We start from the raw sequence: 23,284 nt of genomic DNA, 5'->3' as shown, positions 1-23,284 counted from the left end.
GGTAGGTGAGATAAATGGCTGGAGATATGGAGATTGGCGCGCGGGTCACACTTGACACCCAACGTTTTGAAAATGGAGTTGCAGGAATTAACCGAGGTTTACGTTTGTTAGATTCAGAATTCAATCTCACAAGCGAACGAGCTAGATTACTTGGGAATTCTGTTGAACAGCTACAAAACAAATTAACTCATTTGAATGAAAAATTCACCTTACAAGGCCAAAAAGTAGAACATTATCGTCAAAAAATTGAACAGGCACGACAAAAACAAGAGCAATTACAAGCTTCAAATTTAACATTGGCGGCATCGATGGAACGTCTTGAAACACAGTATGATCAGGCTGTACAAAATTTCGGACGTAATTCCCAAGAAGCCAAACAATTAAAGCAAGAATTAAAACAACTTCAAGCTGAATACACATCTAACGGTCAAGCGCTTCAACGATTAAATACGCAAATTGATAACAATACGATTGCTATGAATCGTGCTGAAACAGTTCAAGAGAGAATTCAAAATGAAATAAGAGAAACGAACCGTGAATTAGCCGAGCAACAAAATCGTCTTCATCGTACCGGAGAACGGATGCGCGATACAGGAAATAAAATGCAAGATGTAGGTGGACAGGTCGGTACTACCTTTGCAGCTATGACTGGGGTTATTGGTGCTGGACTTGCGATGGCTGTAAAGGAATCTATGAATTTCGAGCAGAAGATGGCTGATATTCAAGCAGTTTCTGGTGCAACTGGCGATGAAATGAAGAAAATTAGCGAACTTGCAGTACAGATGGGAGAAAAAACAAAATATTCATCTGTTGAAGCAGGACAAGGTATTGAAGAGCTAATTAAAGCAGGGGTAAGCCTAACAGACATTATTAATGGCGGTTTAGAGGGTGCCTTGAACTTAGCGACAGCTGGGGAATTAGAATTGGGGGATGCAGCAGAAATTGCTTCTACAGCTCTAAATGCATTTAAGGATGATAATTTATCAGTAGCTCAAGCAGCTGATCTATTAGCTGGTGCAGCAAATGCTTCAGCAACTAGTGTTGGAGAAATGAAGTTTGGGTTATCAATGGTTTCAGCGGTTGCAGCTGGTGTGGGACTTAGTTTTAAAGATACAACAACGGCATTAGCTTTATTTGCACAGAATGGCTTAAAAGGTTCCGATGCAGGTACGTCATTGAAGACAATGTTAGCAAACTTAATTCCAAAATCTAATGAAGCTTACGATATGTTTAGTGATTTGGGATTAATAACAATCGATACTGGCAAAGCAATGCAGTTTCTTGGAGAAAAAGGGATTAAACCAACTTCAAATTCATTTAAAGATGTAACTGGTGCTTTATCTGAGTACGCAGCAAAACAAGCTGGTGTGAAGGTTGGATCTGAAAAAGCAGAGAAGGCGTTTCAAAAATTAACTTTTGAAACGGGTATTATGACAAATGCCTTTTTCGATTCAAATGGTAATTTGAAAGAAATGTCCGATATTGCAGAAATTCTTCAAATGGCAATGCAAGGGCTAACGGCTGAGCAAAGACAGTCGTACATGTATACATTGTTTGGTTCTGATGCTATTCGTGCCGCTAATATTCTTTATAAAGAGGGCTCAGATGGTGTGAAAAATATGTATACGGAAATGTCAAAGGTAACAGCATTAGAAGTTGCTGAGACAAAGATGAATACAACAAAAGGAAAAATTGAAGAATTAAGTGGTGCTGTAGATACTCTTAAAAAGTCATTTGGTGATGCGTTATTACCTATTTTAGTTGATGTAGTATCTGGTGTTCAGGGTGTTGTAGATTGGTTTAATAATTTAGATGAATCGACACAACAAATAATTGCAAAAAGTGCTTTATTGGCCTTCGGAATAGCAGGGGTAACAACAGCTGTAGGATTTTTAGCAATGGGAATAGGTGCTTTATTAGCAAACCCGATTGCTTTAGCTATTACTGGAGCGGTTCTTGCTGTAGGGGCGCTAGGTATAGCAATAGTTGATCTGAACGAAAAATCCAAACAGGCACAAACTGATATGGATAAGTTTGGTCAAAGAGTAAGTGACGCAACGAGTAAAGCAGCTGGTGCTTATGTGGATTTAAAAGATAAAGCTATCAATAACATGATGGATTTAAAAATTAAAACAGGTGAAGAAGCAAATAAAGCAGCGGACGAAACCATTAAAGCTTTTCAAAGAATGACAAATGAAGTTATTAAAGAGTTAGAAGGAAAGAAAAGCGAATTCAATAAAATGTTTAGTCAGTTGATGGGAACTGTTCCTGAGGGTGCTAAACAAACCCTAGAACAAGTGAAAAATAATGTCATTGAATCCATTAATAAAGAGATTGAAGTTGCTACACAAGCGGAAAAGATTTTGGAAGAGGGTATTAAAAGGTATCAAGGAGATACCATGAAAATGCCAAAGGATTTCGCTCAAAAATTCGAACAAGCATTACAGGTTGCTGATAAAAATGTTCAACAATTCTACACAAAAGCAAAGGAAATCACGTCTATTTCGAAAGAAATTGAATCTGGAGGGATGCTATCTTTAGATGCTGGCAAAAAACGGTTTGAAAGCATCATAAAGGTATATGAAGATGGTGTTAAATCTTTAGAAAAGCAAACCAAAGGTTGGCGCGAAAATGTAGAAAAAGCGTTTAAATTAGGTGAAATTAAACCGGAAGAAAGAAAAGCAACATTAGATGCTATTGCACTTTATGAATCGAAGCATGTAAATGACTTGCAGACAATTAGAAATGATGGATTTAAAGTGTTACAGCAACATATGAAGGAAGAAGATTCAGAAGTTTTGGCATCACAAGCTAAAAGGATAGAAGCAGAAGATAAGGGGTGGGGCGAAAGGTTCAAAGCGGCATATGGATTCCGTGAAAAATCGGCTGATTTGGAACAACGCTTTAGAAGTGATCAGGAGAAAGCTGAAAAAGATTATCAAGATAAATTGCTTCGATACGAATTGCAATATGGCAAATCTAAAATTGAAAGTATAGGAATGTATCTTTCTGAATTACAAAAGGGTACAGAATCATCTAGATTGTTAGCCGAATCAATGGCAAAAGAAATTGATGGCAAAATGAAAATTGATTTAGGACCAGCTGGACAATTCACAATTGATACATTCTTACAGAAGCTTCAAAAGGGTGAATTAGATTCTTCAGCTGTAGCCACCGCAAATGCTAATAAATTAAAAGAAGTTTATAAAGTGGATTTATCACAAAGTGGTATTGAATCCATCCAAAAATGGATTGATGGTATTAAAACAAAAGATACTGGTGAAGTAAGAGAATTCCTAAGTAAAAATATGCAAGGTAATACCACAATTGATTTAGGAATCTACGGGAAAATGACAATGGACTCGTGGATTACAGGACTTCAAACAGGGACTTTATCTTTTGATACTGTATTCCAATTCTTTCAACAAAACGTTAAAAACGGAATGAATGTTGACGCTACTCAAGAAGGTCAGAATAACATTCAAACTTTAATTAATGGAATGCAGATTGGGGCATTATCTTTACCACAAGTCGCACAGACTATGGGGCTAGATATTAAAAGTAATGTTCAAGTAGATCTTGGTGAAGCAGGACAATTTAATGTACAGACACTTGTTCAAGGTATGCAAAATGGCTCCATTAACGCTGAACTAGCAGCAAAAGCAATTGCTTTACTAGTTGAAAATGGAGCGAAGTTAGATTTAACACAAGTAGGATTTGATATCAGTCAAACGCAGGCTAATGGTATTTCTGGTAATACAGCTCCTGAGAATGCGGCAACAGGAAAGAAACAAGCCGTAGAGGGTATTATGGGAAGTACTACAGATGGTGGTGGTGGAAGTAAGAGTGGCAGCGAACTAGGGCAAGGGATAATAAGTCGAGATGGTTATATCAGGGGGAGCGCTTTGCAAGTGGTTGCTAGTGCTCATACCGGTTTTAACACAATCAATGGTAACCCAGCAGGTAATCAAGGCGGACAAGGCTTCGGGAGTGGTATTGTAAATCAAAAAGGTTATATCAGAGGAAGTGCTCTAGAAGCCGTTACTTCAGCTCATGCTGGTTTTAATACAGTCAATGGTACTCCACAAGGTCAAAAAGGTGGTAGCCAGTTTGCTCAAGGTATGGAAGATACAAAAGGGCAAGCGAGATCGAGTGGTTCTAATGTAGCGGAAAGTGGTAATTCTGGTCTGAAAAGCGTTAGTTCAGTGAGTCCCGGTGAAGCATTTTCTAGTGGATTTGCTAAAGGTATTTCTAATGGTGAATGGAATGTACAAAATGTAGCATCTAGTTTAGCATGGGGAGCATTCCAAGCGTTAAAGGCTACACTTAATGTGAACTCACCGTCAAAGCTAACTAGAGATCAGGGTGGGAAACCTTTTAGTGAAGGGTTTGCTCTAGGTATTCAAAAAGGATCTTATATGGCTGAACGTGAGAGTCGTACGCTGGGTTCAAGGGCAAATAATGCTTTAGTAAATGAATTAGCGTTAGGTAGCAGTTCAAATAAAATGCTATTTACAGGCGTTCAAATGGCAAGTGGAATTGCAGAAGGGATTAAAACGCAATATTCTGTTGTGCGGGATGCATTGCAAAATACAGTATCTGGAGCTATTGATAGTATTCGGAGTATAAAACCAGAAGAAATATTTAGTTTCCAAGGTGATGACCCACTAACAAAGTATTTTAATGCAATCTTTGTAGATGGAGATTGGCAAAATGATTGGATCACTCATATCCCTGAAAGTATGCGTGATATGGTAAGAGAAATTGGACGTCAAATGGAACGCTTTGAAGGACTTTCAATCCACGATGTTGGTAATCTTTCTAGGTGGAGAGAAGTGTTGTCTGACAATCCGAATGTCATACAATACAGACCTGACAATGATAATCCAGATAAGCAACCATATATAAAACCAGAACCTACTTATATTGAAATTCCGGTCATACTAGAAGGAAGGGAAATAGCGCGTGTGAGCCATCCGTATGTAACTGAATATCAAAATAGAGCACAAGCAAGAAACTCAGTCTTTTAGATTTGGGTTTCTTTTCTTTTGTGTAAAAGGAGGGAGACAATGAGTTCCTTTGAATTTAATGGAGAGAGAAAAAGTTATATTCATATTGAAAGAGGATGGAATCCTCCGACATGGGCGCCTTTAAGGAGGAATTTTCTGAAAACCCCCGGATATCCAGGTGCAAGGTTATTAAGTACAGATACCGAAACCCGTCCTCTTCCTGTACCTGTGGGGATTGTTGTTCCAAATGGTACAAATTTAGAAACATTAAAAGAAGAAATAGCGAAGTGGCTTATTACTGAAAATCCAGCAGAACTGATTTTTGATGTAATGCCTGATAGAACATATATGGCAGTTATAGATGAAGATTTTGATGTTGATAAATTTGTGGATATCGGAAAAGGCACTTTGAAATTTATTTGTCCTATGCCGTATAAGTTAGGAAATGAGCAAACAGTTGATTTTGAAAATGACGGTCGAGGGTTAATTGCCAATGTCAAAAACAAAGGCTCTGTGCATTCAAATCCGATTATTGAAATTGATATTACAAAACCACATACTTTTTTAGATGTATGGTTTGAAGATAAATATTCAAAGGAGCCGGATTATTTCCGTATTGGAATGCCATTAAAAATGGAGCAATTGCCTGTAGAAAGAAACCAACGTCTTATATGGGATGAAATGTCTACAACTGTAGGGTGGAGTAAGGTTAGTTCTATGGAAGACGGTAATCCAGTTGGTGAAATGAAAACAGATCGTTACCAATTCTATTGTTCGGATTATGGATCGGGTAATGGATGGCATGGCGCGGCTGTTAAGAAGAGTATTCCTGGTGGGCCAGTACAAGATTTTATTATGCAAGCCCACGTTACATGTAAAAGTAAAAAGATCAATGAAATGGGACGAGTTGAGATAGCGATACTCGATGAAAACAGCAAAGTTCTTTCAAAAATTGCTATGAATGACCTCTATTGGCAAGCTGAACAAAATTTTGGAACGATGGTAATTGGCTATGATAATAAGCCTGGAAAAACAGGTTTAATTTATGAGAGTGGTGATTATCCAAATACATGGAATCAGTATTATGGTAGGTTGTGGATCGCTAGAACCGGTAATGATTGGGAGGCTTATATTTCAAAATTTCTTCCTGGAACAGAAAAAGATGATTCAGAGCGCTTTGCAAGATGGACTGATAAAGACAATAAACATATGGAAAAAGCAGCTCAAATACAGATTAGTATCATGCAGTGGCAAGATGTTCCGCCAGTAGAAGCGATGACAGTTTCTGATTTGAAATTTTGGAAAGTGAATTTAAATAATCAAAATACACCGCCTTATATAGCCGATGTTGGTGACAAAGTTGTGATTGATACAGAAAACAGTCATGTCAGTATTGAAGGGAAAAATGCTATTAACATAAAAGATATTTTTAGTAATTTTCCTGTTATCAATAAAGGTACTAATAAACTTGAAATCATGCCTTCCGATATAGGAACAGCAAAGGTTAAATATAGGGAGCGATTTAGATGAGAACACCAAGTGGGATACTTCATGTTGTTGATTTCAAAACAGATCAGATTATATCAGTCATTCAATCAAAGGACTATTGGAATGATAAACGCCATTGGGAAATCAAAAACAACATTGATATGTTAGAATTTAAAACTTTTGATGGAACTCCACATGCAGTTACATTACAACAACAGAACTTAGTATTAAAGGAAGTACGTGATGGTCGTATTGTTCCGTATGTTATCAATAATGAAGTAGAAAAAGAATCTAATGATAGAACGATTACTGTACATGCTTCTGGCGCCTGGGTTCAAATAGCCAAAGATGGGTTCATTAAACCACAACGCATAGAGAGCGAAACAGTTAATACGTTTATTGATATTGCTCTTGCGGATTCGAAATGGAAACGTGGAAAAACGGATTATTCTTCATTCCATACGATGACTATTGATGAATTTATAGATCCGCTCACTTTTTTAAAGAAAATCGCTACTTTGTTTGAGTTAGAAATCCAATATCGTGTCGAAGTAGTGGGTTCTCAAATTACTGGCTGGTATGTCGATATGATAAAGAAACGTGGTCAAGAAACAGAAAAAGAAGTAGTGCTAGAAAAAGATTTAGTTGGTGTGAGACGTATTGAGCATTCAAGGGATATTTGCACAGCACTTGTCGGTTTTGTACGAGGTGAAGGTGATAAACCTATCACAATTGAAAAAATCAATAATGGACTTCCTTACATTATTGATAATGATGCGTTCCAACGATGGAATGAGCGTGGAAAGCATAAATTCGGATTCTATACTCCGGAGACAGAACAAGATATAACTCCAGAACGTTTACTGACTCTTATGAAAATTGAACATAAGAAACGTATTAATACATCTGTTTCTTACGAAGTTCAAGCGCAAAGTATTGGACGTATATTTGGACTAGCTCACGAATTGATAAATGAAGGTGATACAATCCGAATTAAAGATACTGGATTTACACCTAAACTGTATTTAGAAGCACGCGCTATCGCTGGTGATGAATCATTTACAGACCCTTCACAAGATCAATATGTATTTGGCGACTATCGTGAAATTACCGATCCAAACGAAGAAATGCGAAAATTATACAATAGAGTACTTGCTTCTTTAGGTAATAAAGCTAATAAAGAACTATTAGAACAACTAGAAAAGTTAGCAGAAGAGGCGAAAGGGACAGCCGAACAAGCTCAAAAAGAGAGTCAGGTAGCAAAAGAATTAGCCGAAAAAGTTCAAGAAAATCTAAAAAATAATACCGTGGAAATTATCGAAGCTGTCAATCCGCCAACAACGAATCTTAAAATTGGTAAGACGATATGGCGAGATATTAGTAACGGTAAACCTGGTGTTTTAAAAGTATGGAACGGGAAAGATTGGGAGCTCCTTATTCCTGATGTGGCATCGGTTAAGAAAGAAACGTTGGAACAGGTAAAAAAAGAGATTAATGCTAGTGCAGAAAAGTTAGATGCTAGGGTTAAAGAAACTGAAACGAAAGCAGATAATCTACAAAAAGACTTCGATGCTGTTAAAGGAGAACAAGAAAGAGTCAGTCAGGTAACTAAGACGCTTGAAGAAAGTGAAAAGGGAACAAAAGAGACAATTAAAAGCTTACAAGGTACTCAAGAAAGTATGAGTCGAACGATTGTTGAAACTTCAAAAGGTGTCGAAGGATTAAATAATACTGTATCTGATATCAAAAAAGATCAAAGTGGGATTACTGATCGCGTAGTAAAAACAGAACAAAACATTAACGGTATTTCCAGTTCCATTGAACAAATCAACAAAACGTCATCCCAAACTATCCAAAAGTTAAATCAAGTGGAACAAGATGCAAATGGAACAAAGCAAACCATTGAACGAATCGAAAAGAATGTAAATAACCTTGATGGTGATGTTATCAACCTTGTAAGAGGAACTAAGACGTTAACAACTAACGAAGAGTTATCTTTAAAAGGTGGGCGCCTTTCTGTCATCAAAGATACGTACAATGGAAATGCTATCGCGCAAACAGATACAGAATGGCAAGGTATCGCCGTTAAACCCAGTGAATTAATTAAGCGAGGGAAAATAAAAATTGGTGACTCAGTAACATTTTCTGTAACAGCTAGAATGATAGGTGGAGAATCTACACAAGTATTCTTTCCTAACGGTGCTGGTAGAACAACAGTTAATGGAGAATGGAAAAGGGTTTCGGTAACAATTCCCGTCGGCTCTGATGCCACTGATCCAAATGTTGTATATAGATTTGAAGCTGAATCAATACCTAAAGGTGCTTTATACCAACAAACTTCACCTATGCTATCGCTAACTAAAAAAGTTTATCCGTGGAGACCTGCACCTGAAGACCAGGCGGACAGTAACGAATTTATCAAAGTTACAACTGAAATTAAAGCAGAAGCTGGGAAAATCTCGACAAAGTTAGAACAGGTTGAGGCTCGTACTGTAGGCGTTGAAAACTGGCTAATCCATACAGGTCCAAACGAAAAGCCGCAAACAATTGGAATGTCTGGAGGCGCACAAGTCAACAAGGCTGGTCAAGCGTTCTCTGAGGATTACATAATCGTAGAATGTACAGATCATACTGACTCTTTCTATCAATTCCATTTAGATAATACTAAAATGGGAGACTTTGAAAAAGCGAAAGATATGACATTCAGTATCGATATGCAAAACGACGTTCCAATTGATCTAATTGTATTCCAATTTATTAATGGAGTGTGGACAGAAAACTTGTACAATAGATTAACTGTCGCTAATTGGTCTAGGAGATCATTTACATTTAAGGTTGATGCACGAGCAACTGGATGGGGATTGCGATTAAGATTTGAAAGAAATGAAAATTCAAAAGGTAAGAAACTTCGTTTCAAGAAAGCTAAACTAGAAAAAGGTTCCGTTCCAACAGACTTCAGCAAGTCAACATATGAGCTAGAGCAAAGTGTGATGGGAATTAAAGAAAGTATTAAAACAGTAGAAAAAACACAAGTTGATTTTAGCGAACGTGTTACTACTGTAGAGAAAACAGCAGACCGTATTAAAGAAAGTGTTACTAGTGTGCAAGAAATACAAACCGCTCAAGGTAAGCAGTTACAAGAGGCCAAATCAGGTTGGGAAACTACTGCAAAAGCTCTGGAAGGAAAAGTAGAAATAAAAGATGTTGAGAATTATGTAGGTGGTTTAGGTACTGTAAACGAGTTACGTGATGCTGATTTTAAGCTAGGGCAAAAATATTGGTTTTGGAATAGTGGTAATGGAGCAACTGGATCTGTTGATACGAATTTAAAATACAAAGGCATGAATACATTTGCAATTACCGTTACTGGCCAGACTCAAGATCGTTGGTGGGGACTTACAAGTCAATTCATTGAGTGTCAGGTTAACGAAGACTTTGTGGCATCAGGCTATTTCAATACCGATGGGAAAACACCTATTGATAGTGTTGGTGCATTTATTGAAATTGAATGGTGGACTGCTGACAAAAAAACTCGCATTAAAACAGCTAGAACGAATATCAAGGTTGTAAATCATACATGGGTTCGTGCTGTATGTACAGATAAAGCACCAGCCAATGCAGCGTTTGTGAGATGGCGTTATTACGTTACAAGAAATGGGCGTTTATGGTGTGCTGCACCTATGTTACAACGTGGCACTATAGCTACAGAATTTTGGCTACATCCAAAAGATCAAACGGATGCTGACAAAATGATAGAGGATATTGCTAATAGAGTAGCAACTAAAGATTACGATAAAAAAGTAACCGAATTAGAAAGAAGTATCGCTACTAATGAAGAAGGCGTTACTATCATTTCCAAAAAACAGGAAAGTTTTATTGATGAGACCTATAATGCCTATGTAAAGAAAACGGAATCTAAGTTACAGGTATTAGATGAAGGAATCCTTGCACAGATTTTAAAGGATGGTATCGTTACTGCCATTAATATGGCTCCTGGAAAAATTACAATTAATGCTGCAAAACTGGACATTAATGCAGATACCATAGTCAAATGGTTAACTACAAAAGGCATTGACACAAATCTTATTAGAATTGATGGTGATAAGATAACCATTGATAAAGATGGTGTAACTGTTAAAATGCTAGATTTCCTATTCCAAGACGAATGGGGCACAAAAACAACTGCGGTATCAAGACGAAACCTAATAGCAGATCCAGACTTTTCTAGTGTTACAAAGAAAAATATCGGACATAACGATTATTATGGATTTGAAGGTGGATATGGTCTTACTTGGAAGTCATGGGGAAATGTCGTAATAGAAAAGAATACACATATATTTGACTACGAGCAAATGGTGAATGCTGCAAGGGTAGATATGTATAACTATCCAGAAGCAATCGTGAATAATGGTATACATCCTGGTAACGAATATACAGCATCCGCACACTTTAGAACTGCCATGATAAATGGCGTGCGAAAGACAGGAAAACCGAGAATACACGTGTGTTGCGTTAAATTCCAAGACAACGTTAGTTACGACATATTGAGTGAACAAAAGATGGACTTCCCTGAGCCGTCTACATTTTACGGAGAAATCAGAAGGTATTCTTTTACTTTCAAAGTCCCGACAAACTATATTCCACAAGAACACGCATTGATTATTAAAGTTTGTTCTGGAAATGCTGACATGAGACAAGGGACAGCGATTTGTGTAAGTGGTGTAACGTTATACAGTGGCAAATATGCATCTATGTATAATTGGGATCGTGCTGCAGCAGAAAGAGCAGATGGTATTCAGCCGTTTAACGCACTTGCTGTAGGTGGTGTGAATAACAATATATCTCCAGCACCAGACGGACAAACGTTTGATATAAGTACTGAAAAAGAAGTTAAAATCTTTAGGAATATACGAGCAATGCAGGGAGTTAACTTAGGTGGCGGTGGATTCCAACAATGGGGGCATATTCGTTTTACAGACGGTAATGCTGGAGCTGGTTTTTATACAAGTACTCCAAGTGGTTGGAAATTTAACGCACTTGGATAGAAAGGAGAAATAAGAATGAATGAGAATCAAATGATGCCACTTCAAGCAGGTGAAGGCTTTCCTTTTGTGGGGAGGCTGGTGGATGCAGAGCGCACAGAGACAGGGATTTTTGTTCAAATACCTGCTGATATGTTAAGTAATGCAGGTCTTCTAAAAGGTGTTAGCAGGGTTGAAGTATGGAGAGAAATGGATGGGACCGTAAAGTTTCGGATTGCTACGCTGTGTGAAATATGTAAACGCGGAGCTCGTTTGTATCCACTAGATATGGGATTTGCGAAAAAGAACATTTGTTTAGAGTGCTATGCATCACTTACAGGTAAATATCCATCTCAAGAACCGCCAACACCAACTAATGAAAATAACATACAAAAAGAGCAGCCATAAGCTGTTTTTTATTTTGTGCAAAATACGACTTTTATAACAAAAGAGGGACAAATAACTGTCTCTCTTTTTTATTTTGAAATGAGGTGGTCAAAGTGGAAGGGTTACAAGAAGTAAGAAGCGATGTTCAAGAAATAAAGCAAGATATTAAGGACATTCGCTTAGAGATTAAAAGTTTAGAAATGCGGACAACAGGTAACGAGAAAGACATTATCAATATCAACAAACAGCTAGATAAAATCAGCGCCAATACTACCTGGATTTTGCGACTTATAGTTGGCGGAATTGTTGGTGGCATTCTCACTTTCTTAATGAAAGGAGGTGGTATGTAATGTTTGAAATTACTGTAATGATTGGAATTGTAGTTGGTCTTTCACAAATTGGAAAAACAATTGGATTACAAACAAAATATGTTCCGTTATTAAATTTAACGCTTGGCATTGTGCTAGGCGTTTTATTTTTGGGCGGAGATATCAAAACAAATGTATTTCAAGGAATCATCATTGGATTATCAGCAAGTGGACTATTTGACCACACAAAAATTATGAAAAAGGATGTTGATGCTAAATGAAAAAGACAATGAAACATATTACCTCGTTACTTATGATTCTAGTACTTGTTGTTTCTTTTGCTACAAGTGCTTTTGCTGATCGAACACTTATTATTCCTGATTTACCGAAACAACCATACCGTTATGGTGTAGGTGCTTATGAGGGCGTTGTAGCACATTCTACAGCAACTCCAGAAGCTCCAGCTATTAACATTCAAAAATATGAGTCTCGAACATGGAGGAATGCATTTGTTCACTATGCAGTCGATTGGGATGAAACAATCCAAATTGCTGATACAAAATACATTGCTTATGGTGGCGGTCCTGCTGCTAATAAACGCTTTGTACATGTAGAGTTATGCGAAACAGCGGACTACACAAAATTCAAACGCAGCTATGACAAATACGTTAAGTTACTAGCTAAAATCTTACGTGACCGTGGGTTATCTGTAGAAAAAGGATTGTGGACACATAGTGATGTAACTCATTACCTTGGCGGTACGGATCATGAAGATCCAATTGCTTACTTAAAGTCTCATGGCGTTTCAGAAGCTCAATTTAGAGCAGATGTACAACGAGTATACAATAATTCTAGTGTGGATGTTTCTGTTCCTGATAAGCCATCTAAACCAGCGGAAGTACCAACATCCGTAACAGATGGGATTGCTTATATTGAAGGTTATAACGTTAATTTACGTAAAGGACCTGGTACAAGCTATTCTAAGATTCGTCAGTTGAACAAACCAGAATCTTATATTGTGTGGGCTGAAAAAGACGGTTGGTTAAATCTTGGTGGAAATCAGTGGATTAAGAACGATCCATCTTATGTGAAGTTTAATAAGAAAAGTACAGTAGATTCTTCTATTGTTGGAAAGCGTGTTGTCTCAAAAGTTAACAATCTACGTTTCTATGATGCTCCATCTTGGCAGGATAAAGATGTGGCTGGTTCTGTAGATGCAGGATTAGGATTTACAATTGATGAGAAAGTAAATGTAAATGGTTCACCGCAATATAAAGTACACAATAGCAAAGAAAAAACATACTATATTACAGCAAGTGAAGCCTATGTGTATGTGAGATAAGGATAAAAGCTACCTTTTGTTAGGGTAGCTTTTGTTATTGTCATTTTTTCTTTAAGTGTATTGACTAGAGGTGAAGGGTAAGAACTTATCTGTCACTTCCACCATCATCACCACCGTCAGAAGGTTTAGGAGAAGGTTTTGGATCTTCTGTACATCCCCAGAAATTTTGGGAGCCTTTATCTATAGTGTAAATTTCGATTTTTTCTAAATTTTTATGTGGAATTTTATTTTCAGAAATTAAAATATCTTTATTGTCTGGCATATGGTTCACCTCCTCAAAAATATAGTCTCATTAATAATAAAATTTTATACAATGACACACACTAATTTACGTGAGCGGAAAATTAAAAAATAGAGACCTTATCGGAGGAATAGTTATGGCATTAGAGTTTAGATTAATGGATATTGCACGTAATAAACAAAATTATGCTGAGCAGCCAAACCGCTTTTATTACAAAGATTTTATAAAATTTGACAAAAGAGTAAAACAGGCATTTACAATGATGAATGGTATTTCACTAAACTCTAGATCGGGAATAAGTTCATTAAATGTGAAAGTACTACCAATGATAGATCCAAACGACCCAACAGTAGTTATAGGGACAATTACAGGTAATACCGCACCAGTCGATACAGAAAGTAAAGAGCCAATTATATTTGATATGCAGTATGTATTAATTGTAGAAGTGGAAGATTAAGCTGTTTCTAATAATGGCTATCAATCAATGTGTTAAATCAGGTGGTTGTGGTATTTCACTGGTCCAGGAAATTGCAAACGCTAGGAATGGGCGTGGAACTAAAGGGAAAGTTGTCTTTGAATCTTCAACTGAATTGGCATATTTACAAGCTGAAGTATTATTGAATGGTGAACTTGATAAATTTTCAACTTGGATGAATGAAAGAAACTGGTGGTACGAGTAGTTGAAATAAAACAAAAGAATAGTTTGATTAACAAAAAAGAGCCGTCCTGTGTGGGCGGCTTATTTTAATTTGCTAATTTAGTATTTCCAGGTATATATTTAAAGGATTTTTCTCTTTCTTCTTCAAATTCATCATCCCAAATAAACTTTACAATAATTAATCGATCACTTAAAGGGTTAGCCCAAATTTTAAATGTAGCTGATAAACCCGCACTAACTTCAGTTGGAACGAAATTATTTTTTTCATTAATCAATTTTAGTCCATCAAATAAGTACTGGGTTGGATATTCATTTCCTGGCTTTTCGTCGCTCTTCTGTATTGTTTCAATATCTCTATCGTTGATAAGGATTCGGAGGTTTTTGGCGTCTGATTGCCCTGTATTACTTATTTTTATTGATTTGATACCTTTTGGAGCACTATTTCCTTTAATTTCTTCCCAAACTATAATCGCTTTCTTTTTATCATCTTGCTCATTTTTAAATTTTTTCTTGTTAATGTTGGTATTTTGCCAATTAAAATATAAAGCCAAGCAAGATAAAATAAAACTAATAATACTAAGAAAACTAGCCCAATTATTTAATATAAAATCCAAAAAAAACATCCTTTCTATAAAAATATTATCATTATGTAACAGTTAAAAACCGACGTTTGTAAGTCGGCTTTTTTTATCTCTATGTAATTAAAATTTCCTTCTAGATAATGCTTTTAATATTGGATTAAAAATCATACTGATTAAGCAAAACCCTCAAAATATTGACCGGACAATCTTTACTGTATCATCCCTTTTTAATTAAATAAATCATACCAATTAATACAATATTTTAAAAGTATATGTTGTATCAGAATTCCAAAAAAGAGCTGAATATGAATTCAGCTCTTTTTTGTTTAATTATTTTTCTCAAATAATACACTTAATAATGCTGTTGGACTATTAGAATCATAAGTGAAAGACACTTTATATTTTTTCGTATAAGCCACAGATTCTACTTTTGGATCCTTTCTATCGATTTTAATACGAATATCCTCTAACATGTCTTTTACTTCTTTGGTTGTGTAAATTTCTAACGATTCAAGTGAGATTAAAAATACATTAGGGTCTTCACCTAAATAAGTTATTTTTTGTATTTCCTTTTGTTTGTCGTCTAAAATAATTCGGAAACTTTTCATATTACCTAATTCAACAGTTCCATCTTTTATATTTTGATGATCAATTAATGAAATAACATGTAACGTTTTATCTTGATATCCTTTTTCTTTTACTATCTTTAAATTTTTAGAGAGTTTTTCTGTATTTTCAGAGCTACCCTTTTCATCTAAAATAGTGTTAAAATTAGTAACAAAACTTATTACTTCAGTTGGGATTTCATTCTTGCTAGTTTGTTTAGATACTGAAGAGTTATTAGAAGAACATGCTGATAAAATAAATATAAATAATGCAGTAGAGATAATTACTGAGATTTTTTTAAACATAATGGTCCTCCTGTTAATATGTAAGATTATCCAATTAAGCATAACAGATACAGGGGGGTAATCCTGTCATATTTTGTCGATATAAAAAAGAGCTGACTAAACACTGCTCTTTTTAGAAAATAGAAGAAATAAAAAAAGTGCTAACAAGTTTGCAAACAAACTTGCTAACACTTATACGAAATAGACATAAAATATCGCTGATATATCACTTGGAAAAAAGTTAATAATTAAGCACTTATAATGAACTACTATTTATTATAAGATAAAACATAAAACTTACTGTATTATTACTTTTTTCAATATTATTTGCAGTAGGAAATGTATTTGCTTTAAAGAAACATCGCAAAATATAATAATGACAAAAAGGAGCTTTATAAATGCAGAAGGATTGGCTGGAGGAATTAATAGCTGCAACTAATACGGATAAACGAAATGAACGTCAAATGCGAATATTAGAGGCGGCTGTTGATATGTTTGGAGAAAAAGGATACGCTTCAACTTCAACAAGTGAAATTGCAAAACGGGCTGGTGTAGCGGAAGGAACAATCTTCCGCTACTATAAGACGAAAAAAGATTTATTACTAGCGGTCGTAATGCCAACTTTAACTAAGTTCGCTGCACCATTTTTCGTACAAACCTTTGCAAAAGAAATATTTAAATCGGAGTATGAATCATACGAAGGACTTTTAAGGGTTGTAATTCATAATAGGTTTAAATTTGCTCAAAAACACTTTCCTATGATAAAAATATTAATTCAAGAGGTGCCATTCCAACCAGAACTGAAAAATGAAATACAGCAATTAGTAGAAACAGAACTGTTTTCACATTTCAAAAAGTTGATTGTGAAATTTCAAGAAGAAGGGGAAATTATTGAGATACCACCATCTTCCGTACTACGTCTTACTTTATCAGCTGTATTAGGTTTATTATTAACACGATTTTTATTATTGCCTGAAGAAAAATGGAATGATGAAGCGGAAATTGAAAATACGATTCAATTTATATTGTATGGATTAACTCCACGAATTTAATCGTTGAAGTGTGAATTACATACATTACTTTTAAGTAAAAATAAATCGCCTTTAAAAAGGCGATTTATTTTCATTATATATTTTTGATAAATAAGTGCTTGTTTACTAAAAACATTCTAAATCAGCGTGTTTCTTTGTCTCTTCTTCTAAGACCTAATAATCCTGCTAGTCCTAATAAACCAAGCCAAGCCCAATTATTATTTTTATCACGATTATCATTTAAATCATTTGTTGTATTTACATTTCGAGTTCTTACATCATTATTAACTCTGTCTAAGTTATTGTCATTTACTCGAGTTGAAATATCAGTGTTATTAACTCTATTCATATTATTTCCATCGTATTCAGCTTGCGTAGATGTACCTAAAAACATAATAGATAGTGTTAAAACACTCAAAATAGATGATAATTTCTTTTTCATAACAATCCCTCCTTTCTTAATCATTAATTTCTCCGAAGCATGTGTGTATTATTCATTTCACAATATCTAAACCCTCATTAATAGGGCGCACATTTATAGAACATAGAGTTGAATGATTGTTAATGTATCATTGGATTTATATTTCTCATAAAAATAACTGAATCAAACTTTGCTTAAAATGTTAATCTTAGTACAATTTATATTATACGGACTAGTAATAAGGAGGTAATAAGATGCGACAATTTGCAAAACCTACAATCGTCGTAAGTAAATGTTTAGAATTTGATGCTTGTCGTTATAATGGAGAGATGATTCCAGATGTAACAATACGAAATTTGCAGCCATTTGTTACATTTATACCTGTTTGTCCAGAAGTCGAGATTGGATTGGGGACTCCTCGTGAAACGATACGAATTGTAGAAGAAAATGGTGAGAATAGACTTGTGCAACCGTCGACACGAGAAGATGTAACTGAAAAAATGGAGCAGTTTTCAAATGACTTTTTACAAACGATACCGGATGTGGATGGTTTTATTTTAAAGAATCGTTCACCAAGTTGTGGTACGCGTGATGTGAAAATTTATTCTGGTTTTGAAAAAGCGCCAGCAAAGGGAAAAGGAGCTGGCTTATTTGGCGGAGCAGTAGTAAAAAAATTTTCGCATCTTCCTATTGAAGAGGAAGGTAGATTGTCGAATTTTATTATTAGAGAGCATTTCTTTACAAGGCTATTTACAATCGCATATTACAAAATGATTAAACACAATAAAAATATGAAAGAACTTGTATCGTTTCAGTCGGATAATAAATATTTATTTATGGCATATAATCAGGTGAAACAAAAGGAATTAGGTCGTATAATTGCAAATCAAAAAAATGAAAAGATTGAAGTGGTATTTGAAAACTATGAGAAGACTTTATATGAATTATTTATGCGTGCGCCCCGTTATACATCGAATGTAAATGTATGCGAGCACATTTTTGGATATTTTAAAACAAAGTTAAAAAAACAAGAAAAAGATCATTTTATAGAACTGTTACAAAAGTATGCAGAAAAGAAAATACCACTTAGTAGTTTACTTACAATTTTAAAATCATGGGCTATTCGATTTGATGAAAAGTATTTATTAAGACAAACATATTTCGAACCATATCCTGAAGCATTAGTAGAAATTTCTGATTCCGGAAAAGGTAGAGATTATTAAACAATAAATTACATAATTCGACACAAAACCTCCTATGTTGTTGTAGAACAATGTAGGAATTTTTTTGTGCATTAGTACAGAATCTGTTTTAAAATTAAGTTATGACAGAATTATAGCAATTGTCTAACTAATATTCTTGTCTTTTAAGTTGTTATGTTTGTAGTAGAAACTCGCACGCTGTCGAAACTCAATATTCGATAAGGGGTGTGTAGCGGAATGGAATTTACTCTAACTCGCGAAAAACAAATGATTAAAGAAATGGTACGTGACTTTGCTGAAAAGGAAATCGCACCGAAAGCTGTATATTATGACAAAACTGCAGAGTTTCCATATGAAACATTTCAAAAAATGGGCGAACTAGGATTACTAGGCATCCCATTCCCAGAAGAGTATGGAGGTTCAGGTGGCGATACGGTATCGTATGCGTTAGCAGTTGAAGAAATTGGTCGCGCTTGTGGTGGCACTGGTTTAAGCTATGCTGCAACAATTTCATTAGGTGCTTCTCCAATTTATTATTTCGGTACAGAAGAACAAAAACAAAAGTATTTAGTTCCAATGGCGTCAGGTAAAACATTAGGTGCCTTCGGATTAACGGAGCCGAATGCTGGATCTGATGCAGGTGGTACTCAAACGAAAGCGGTATTAGATGGCGATGAGTATGTAATCAGTGGTGAGAAGTGTTGGATTACAAACGCAGAGTATGCAAATACAATTATTGTAACCGCTGTCAATGGCGTTGAAGAGAATGGTAGAAAACGTATTTCTGCATTTATCGTGCCTACTACGAGTGAAGGATTAACGATTTCAAGTCCATACGATAAGATGGGTGTTCGTGCTTCTAATACTTGTGAAATCGTACTTGATGGTGTGCGTGTACCGAAAGAAAATATTCTTGGTGATGTAAATAAAGGTTTTAAACAATTTTTATATACACTTGATGGAGGGCGTATTTCAATCGCAGCATTGGCAGTTGGTATTGCGCAATCAGCCTTTGAACGTGCATTGCAATATGCGAAAGAACGTCAACAATTTGGAAAGTCAATCTCTAATTTCCAAGCGATTCAATTTAAATTAGCTGATATGGCGACTGAAGTAGAGCTAGCACGCAATTTAGTACATAAAGCAGCTTGGTTAAAAGATAACGATAAACCTTTCGGCAAAGAAGCGGCAATGGCAAAACTATTTGCATCGGAAGCAGCAAGCCGTATTGCGAATCAAGCAGTACAGATTCATGGTGGATATGGTTATATGCGTGAATATGAAGTTGAACGACATATTCGTGATGCGAAACTATTAGAAATTGGTGAAGGAACTTCTGAAATTCAACGTCTCGTAATTGCTAGACATTTAGGATGTAGATAAAAGGGAGGAATCACTATGTTTCAAAAAATATTAATTGCGAATCGCGGGGAAATTGCTGTTCGTATTATGAAAACTTGTCAAAAACTTGGCATACGCACTGTTGCTATTTATTCTGAAGCAGATGAAAATGCCCTTCATGTGAAGATGGCAAATGAAGCTTACTTAGTAGGTGGACCGCGTGTTCAAGAAAGTTATTTAAACCTTGAAAAAATTATTGAAATAGCTAAGAAGACAAATGCAGAAGCGATTCATCCAGGTTATGGTTTATTATCAGAGAATCCGTCTTTTCCGGTTCGTTGCAAAGAAGAAGGAATCGTATTTATCGGTCCTTCAGAAGAAATCATTACGAAGATGGGAAGTAAAATCGAATCACGTATCGCAATGCAAGCAGCAGATGTCCCAGTAGTCCCAGGTATTACTACAAATATTGAAACTGCTGAAGAAGCAATTGAAATTGCAAAACAAATTGGTTATCCATTAATGCTTAAGGCATCCGCAGGCGGCGGAGGCATTGGTATGCAGTTGATGGAAACTGAGCAAACGCTCACCAAAGCGTTTGAAAGTAATAAAACAAGAGCGCAAAACTTTTTTGGTAACGGAGAAATGTATTTAGAGCGATATATAGCAGACGCGCATCATATTGAAATTCAGCTTTTAGCAGATACACATGGTAACACAGTGTATTTATGGGAGCGTGAATGTTCGGTGCAGCGCCGAAATCAAAAAGTAATCGAAGAAGCACCTTCACCATTTTTAGATGAAGGTACACGAAAGGCAATGGGAGAAGTTGCTGTACAAGCTGCCAAAGCACTTGGCTATACAAATGCAGGTACAGTTGAGTTTCTTGTAGATGATCAGAAGAACTTCTATTTCTTAGAGATGAATACGAGATTACAAGTAGAGCATCCAGTGACAGAAGAAATTACGGGATTAGACCTTGTAGAACAGCAACTTCTTATCGCAAGTGGAGAGAAACTATCATTTACTCAGGATGATGTAAAACGTAGTGGTCATGCCATTGAAGCTCGTATTTATGCAGAAGATCCGAAAACATTCTTCCCATCACCTGGGAAAATTACAAATTTAACATTACCGTCAAATGTACGGATCGATCACTTCTTAGAAAATCATGTAACGATTACACCTTTCTATGATCCAATGATTGCGAAAGTCATTGCACATGGCGAGACTCGTGAAGAAGCAATTTCGAAATTACATGATGCTCTAGAAGAATTAAAAGTAGAAGGTATTAAAACGAACACGCCAATGCTACTGCAAGTTTTGGAAGACGAAGTGTTCAAAGAGGGTATTTATACAACGGGTTTTGTAACGAAACAACTCGTTAAAAAATAAGATTTAACAATATTAAGGGGGAAAAAATGATGACGAAAGTATACGCATCGATGGCAGGAAACGTTTGGAAGATTGTTGTAGGAGTAGGAGATACAGTAGAGGAAGAGCAGGATGTCGTCATTTTGGAATCTATGAAAATGGAAATTCCAATCATTTCAGAAGAAGCCGGCACAGTTATGAAAATTAATGTGCAAGAAGGCGATTTTGTAAATGAAGGAGATGTATTATTAGAAATTGAATAGGGAGATATAGGGGGAAGCGAATTGAAACTACCTAATTTTGCTGTCATTAAAGAAGTCGGGCCACGTGATGGCTTACAAAATGAAAAAAAGATTGTTGGCACAAAAGATAAAGTAAAATGGATTCAACTACTTACAGAAGCAGGATTGTCGTATGTTGAAGTTTCCTCATTCGTTCACCCAAAATGGGTCCCTGCATTAGCAGATGCAAATGATGTATTTTCTGAGCTGAAAAGGGATCCAAATGTTACATATGCTGCGCTTGTTCCGAATCAAAATGGTTTGGAACGAGCTTTTTTGCAAAATGTAGATGAGGTGAATGTTTTTTTATCAGCAAGTGAATCTCATAATAAAAGTAATATTAATAAATCGATTAAAGAAGCATTAGTTGTAATTGAAGATATAACAAAACAGGCATTATTCGAAGGGAAAAAGGTAAGAGGCTATGTTTCTACTGTATTTGGATGTCCTTATGAAGGGGATATAAGTGCTACAGCAGTTGACGAATTATGTAATCAACTATTTTCATACGGCATTTATGAAGTTTCTCTTGGGGATACAATCGGTGTAGCGAATCCATTACAAGTAGAACAAGTATTAGAACACCTATTAAAGAAGTATGATGCTTCGCAGTTTGCAATGCATTTTCATAATACGTATGGAATGGCTCTAGCGAATGTAGTTAAATCATTAGAATACGGTATTACAACGTTTGATAGTTCTTGTGGTGGACTTGGGGGCTGCCCTTATGCACCAGGAGCATCAGGTAATGTTGCTACTGATGACCTAGTACATATGCTCCATAAATTAGGAGTCCAAACGAATATAGACGAAGAAAAGTTATTGAGAGCTAGTCAATTTATTCAAAGTAAGTTAAATATCCAATTACCGAGTCATGTGTATAGAGCGCTTCAACATAAAACGATAAGTAGGTGAGTAGATGCTACAATTACAAAACATTTCCGTTGATTACGTAACACCTCACGTAGTAAAGATTTCGTTAAATCGTGCGAGACAAGCAAACTCATTATCTTTGGCATTATTAGATGAATTACAAACTATATTAACTCAAATAAGTGAAGATTCAAGCGCACGTGTAGTTATTTTGACTGGTGCTGGTGAAAAAGCATTTTGTGCTGGTGCAGATTTAAAAGAGCGTGCCGATATGAATGAAGAACAAGTTCGTCATGCTGTTAGTATGATTCGCACTACTATGGAGATGGTTGAACAATTACCACAGCCAGTTATTGCTGCTATAAATGGAATCGCACTTGGTGGTGGTACGGAATTAAGTTTAGCTTGTGATTTTAGAATTGCTGCTGAATCTGCAAGTCTTGGTCTTACTGAAACGACACTTGCAATTATACCAGGAGCAGGTGGTACACAGCGCTTACCAAGATTAATTGGAGTTGGTAGAGCGAAAGAATTAATTTATACAGGTAGACGTATTTCAGCGCAAGAAGCAAAAGAATATGGTTTAGTAGAATTTGTTGTACCAGCTAATTTACTTGAAGAGAAAGCGATTGAAATAGCAGAGAAAATTGCTAGTAATGGACCTATTGCTGTTCGATTAGCAAAAGAGGCAATTTCAAATGGTATTCAAGTTGATTTACATACCGGATTACAAATGGAAAAACAAGCGTATGAAGGTGTAATCCATACGAAAGATCGAATAGAAGGATTACAGGCATTCAAAGAAAAACGTAAACCGATGTATAAGGGGGAGTAAA

19 protein-coding genes and 1 pseudogene are annotated in these 23,284 nt (G+C 35.8%); 16 read left to right on the top strand and 4 right to left on the bottom strand.

Features of this window, described 5'->3' with window-relative positions; genetic code table 11:
• Positions 1-14: 14 nt before the first annotated feature.
• The 7 genes from MR160_RS14280 to MR160_RS14250 all read left to right on the top strand — a co-directional run bounded on the left by MR160_RS14280 (position 15) and on the right by MR160_RS14250 (position 13,555).
• Positions 15-5,030 carry a phage tail tape measure protein gene (locus MR160_RS14280; protein WP_242297615.1) on the top strand — a complete coding sequence of 1,672 codons (5,016 nt, stop codon included), beginning with the start codon at positions 15-17 and terminating at the stop codon, positions 5,028-5,030.
• Between the two features lie 39 nt (positions 5,031-5,069).
• A complete protein-coding gene (locus MR160_RS14275) occupies positions 5,070-6,539 on the top strand; it encodes a distal tail protein Dit (RefSeq protein WP_242297613.1) in 1,470 nt (489 codons plus the stop codon).
• On the top strand, positions 6,536-11,542 hold the full coding sequence (locus MR160_RS14270) for a phage tail spike protein (RefSeq protein WP_242297611.1): 5,007 nt from the start codon (positions 6,536-6,538) through the stop codon (positions 11,540-11,542). The genes MR160_RS14275 and MR160_RS14270 overlap by 4 nt, the downstream gene beginning before the upstream one ends.
• Positions 11,543-11,557: 15 nt before the next feature.
• On the top strand, positions 11,558-11,926 hold the full coding sequence (locus MR160_RS14265; RefSeq protein ID WP_061654353.1) for a hypothetical protein: 369 nt from the start codon (positions 11,558-11,560) through the stop codon (positions 11,924-11,926).
• 92 nt (positions 11,927-12,018) lie between these two features.
• Entirely contained in the window at positions 12,019-12,255 is a 237-nt protein-coding gene (locus MR160_RS14260; RefSeq protein WP_000398738.1) for a hemolysin XhlA family protein, read from the top strand.
• Entirely contained in the window at positions 12,255-12,494 is a 240-nt protein-coding gene (locus MR160_RS14255; protein ID WP_000461725.1) for a hypothetical protein, read from the top strand. Before MR160_RS14260 ends, MR160_RS14255 begins: the two co-directional genes overlap by 1 nt.
• Positions 12,491-13,555: an N-acetylmuramoyl-L-alanine amidase gene (locus tag MR160_RS14250; protein ID WP_242297609.1), complete on the top strand. Its 1,065-nt coding sequence runs from the start codon at positions 12,491-12,493 to the stop codon at positions 13,553-13,555. The genes MR160_RS14255 and MR160_RS14250 overlap by 4 nt, the downstream gene beginning before the upstream one ends.
• 85 nt (positions 13,556-13,640) lie before the next feature.
• Here MR160_RS14250 and MR160_RS14245 read toward each other — a convergent pair whose 3' ends face one another.
• Entirely contained in the window at positions 13,641-13,817 is a 177-nt protein-coding gene (locus MR160_RS14245; RefSeq protein WP_002162537.1) for a hypothetical protein, read from the bottom strand.
• Between the two features lie 115 nt (positions 13,818-13,932).
• On the opposite strand from MR160_RS14245, the gene MR160_RS14240 reads away from it, so the two are divergent.
• Both MR160_RS14240 and MR160_RS14235 read left to right on the top strand, forming a co-directional pair.
• Positions 13,933-14,253 carry a hypothetical protein gene (locus tag MR160_RS14240; protein WP_001162672.1) on the top strand — a complete coding sequence of 107 codons (321 nt, stop codon included), beginning with the start codon at positions 13,933-13,935 and terminating at the stop codon, positions 14,251-14,253.
• 25 nt (positions 14,254-14,278) lie between these two features.
• Positions 14,279-14,476, top strand: a pseudogene (locus MR160_RS14235) (N-acetylmuramoyl-L-alanine amidase C-terminal domain-containing protein); the annotation flags it as partial.
• A gap of 64 nt (positions 14,477-14,540) precedes the next feature.
• On the opposite strand, the gene MR160_RS14230 reads toward MR160_RS14235, so the two are convergent.
• Together MR160_RS14230 and MR160_RS14225 are read right to left on the bottom strand one after the other, a co-directional pair.
• Entirely contained in the window at positions 14,541-15,068 is a 528-nt protein-coding gene (locus MR160_RS14230) for a hypothetical protein (RefSeq protein WP_242297607.1), read from the bottom strand.
• 293 nt (positions 15,069-15,361) lie between these two features.
• Entirely contained in the window at positions 15,362-15,946 is a 585-nt protein-coding gene (locus MR160_RS14225) for a hypothetical protein (protein WP_242297606.1), read from the bottom strand.
• A gap of 377 nt (positions 15,947-16,323) precedes the next feature.
• Between MR160_RS14225 and MR160_RS14220 the strand changes: the two genes are divergently transcribed.
• The gene (locus tag MR160_RS14220) at positions 16,324-16,977 is read left to right on the top strand and encodes a TetR/AcrR family transcriptional regulator (protein WP_001168192.1); all 654 of its coding nucleotides are present in this window, start codon (positions 16,324-16,326) and stop codon (positions 16,975-16,977) included.
• A gap of 121 nt (positions 16,978-17,098) precedes the next feature.
• Here the strand turns inward: MR160_RS14220 and MR160_RS14215 are convergent, their stop codons facing one another.
• The gene (locus MR160_RS14215; protein ID WP_000728159.1) at positions 17,099-17,398 is read right to left on the bottom strand and encodes a WGxxGxxG family protein; all 300 of its coding nucleotides are present in this window, start codon (positions 17,396-17,398) and stop codon (positions 17,099-17,101) included.
• Between the two features lie 233 nt (positions 17,399-17,631).
• Between MR160_RS14215 and MR160_RS14210 the strand changes: the two genes are divergently transcribed.
• The 6 genes from MR160_RS14210 to MR160_RS14185 all read left to right on the top strand — a co-directional run bounded on the left by MR160_RS14210 (position 17,632) and on the right by MR160_RS14185 (position 23,283).
• Positions 17,632-18,600: a YbgA family protein gene (locus MR160_RS14210; RefSeq protein WP_001248638.1), complete on the top strand. Its 969-nt coding sequence runs from the start codon at positions 17,632-17,634 to the stop codon at positions 18,598-18,600.
• Positions 18,601-18,816: 216 nt separating this feature from the next.
• Positions 18,817-19,962, top strand: coding sequence for an acyl-CoA dehydrogenase (locus MR160_RS14205; protein ID WP_000397282.1), 1,146 nt, complete (start codon positions 18,817-18,819; stop codon positions 19,960-19,962).
• A gap of 15 nt (positions 19,963-19,977) precedes the next feature.
• Positions 19,978-21,315 (top strand): acetyl-CoA carboxylase biotin carboxylase subunit, encoded by a 1,338-nt coding sequence (locus MR160_RS14200; RefSeq protein WP_000486743.1) that lies wholly within the window; start codon positions 19,978-19,980, stop codon positions 21,313-21,315.
• A gap of 26 nt (positions 21,316-21,341) precedes the next feature.
• Positions 21,342-21,557, top strand: a complete 216-nt coding sequence (locus tag MR160_RS14195) for an acetyl-CoA carboxylase biotin carboxyl carrier protein subunit (RefSeq protein ID WP_001987345.1) — start codon at positions 21,342-21,344, stop codon at positions 21,555-21,557.
• Between the two features lie 21 nt (positions 21,558-21,578).
• The gene (gene mvaB / locus MR160_RS14190; RefSeq protein WP_000775428.1) at positions 21,579-22,490 is read left to right on the top strand and encodes a hydroxymethylglutaryl-CoA lyase; all 912 of its coding nucleotides are present in this window, start codon (positions 21,579-21,581) and stop codon (positions 22,488-22,490) included.
• Between the two features lie 4 nt (positions 22,491-22,494).
• On the top strand, positions 22,495-23,283 hold the full coding sequence (locus MR160_RS14185) for an enoyl-CoA hydratase (RefSeq protein WP_000939799.1): 789 nt from the start codon (positions 22,495-22,497) through the stop codon (positions 23,281-23,283).
• The last annotated feature ends 1 nt before the right edge of the window (position 23,284 follow it).

Source organism: Bacillus cereus group sp. BfR-BA-01382 (assembly GCF_022663475.1).
GTDB lineage: Bacteria > Bacillota > Bacilli > Bacillales > Bacillaceae_G > Bacillus_A > Bacillus_A thuringiensis_S.
The sequence above is the reverse complement of the archived record's forward strand: the minus strand, read 5'-3'. Positions and strand labels throughout refer to the sequence as shown.

Bases quoted from the DNA above. Each gene is read 5' to 3' on its own strand.
- MR160_RS14280 (WP_242297615.1), top strand. From the start codon at position 15: ATGGCTGGAGATATGGAGATTGGCGCGCGGGTCACACTTGACACCCAA.
- MR160_RS14275 (WP_242297613.1), top strand. From the start codon at position 5,070: ATGAGTTCCTTTGAATTTAATGGAGAGAGAAAAAGTTATATTCATATT.
- MR160_RS14270 (WP_242297611.1), top strand. From the start codon at position 6,536: ATGAGAACACCAAGTGGGATACTTCATGTTGTTGATTTCAAAACAGAT.
- MR160_RS14265 (WP_061654353.1), top strand. From the start codon at position 11,558: ATGAATGAGAATCAAATGATGCCACTTCAAGCAGGTGAAGGCTTTCCT.
- MR160_RS14255 (WP_000461725.1), top strand. From the start codon at position 12,255: ATGTTTGAAATTACTGTAATGATTGGAATTGTAGTTGGTCTTTCACAA.
- MR160_RS14250 (WP_242297609.1), top strand. From the start codon at position 12,491: ATGAAAAAGACAATGAAACATATTACCTCGTTACTTATGATTCTAGTA.
- MR160_RS14245 (WP_002162537.1), bottom strand. From the start codon at position 13,817: ATGCCAGACAATAAAGATATTTTAATTTCTGAAAATAAAATTCCACAT.
- MR160_RS14240 (WP_001162672.1), top strand. From the start codon at position 13,933: ATGGCATTAGAGTTTAGATTAATGGATATTGCACGTAATAAACAAAAT.
- MR160_RS14225 (WP_242297606.1), bottom strand. From the start codon at position 15,946: ATGTTTAAAAAAATCTCAGTAATTATCTCTACTGCATTATTTATATTT.
- MR160_RS14220 (WP_001168192.1), top strand. From the start codon at position 16,324: ATGCAGAAGGATTGGCTGGAGGAATTAATAGCTGCAACTAATACGGAT.
- MR160_RS14215 (WP_000728159.1), bottom strand. From the start codon at position 17,398: ATGAAAAAGAAATTATCATCTATTTTGAGTGTTTTAACACTATCTATT.
- MR160_RS14210 (WP_001248638.1), top strand. From the start codon at position 17,632: ATGCGACAATTTGCAAAACCTACAATCGTCGTAAGTAAATGTTTAGAA.
- MR160_RS14205 (WP_000397282.1), top strand. From the start codon at position 18,817: ATGGAATTTACTCTAACTCGCGAAAAACAAATGATTAAAGAAATGGTA.
- MR160_RS14200 (WP_000486743.1), top strand. From the start codon at position 19,978: ATGTTTCAAAAAATATTAATTGCGAATCGCGGGGAAATTGCTGTTCGT.
- MR160_RS14195 (WP_001987345.1), top strand. From the start codon at position 21,342: ATGATGACGAAAGTATACGCATCGATGGCAGGAAACGTTTGGAAGATT.
- MR160_RS14185 (WP_000939799.1), top strand. From the start codon at position 22,495: ATGCTACAATTACAAAACATTTCCGTTGATTACGTAACACCTCACGTA.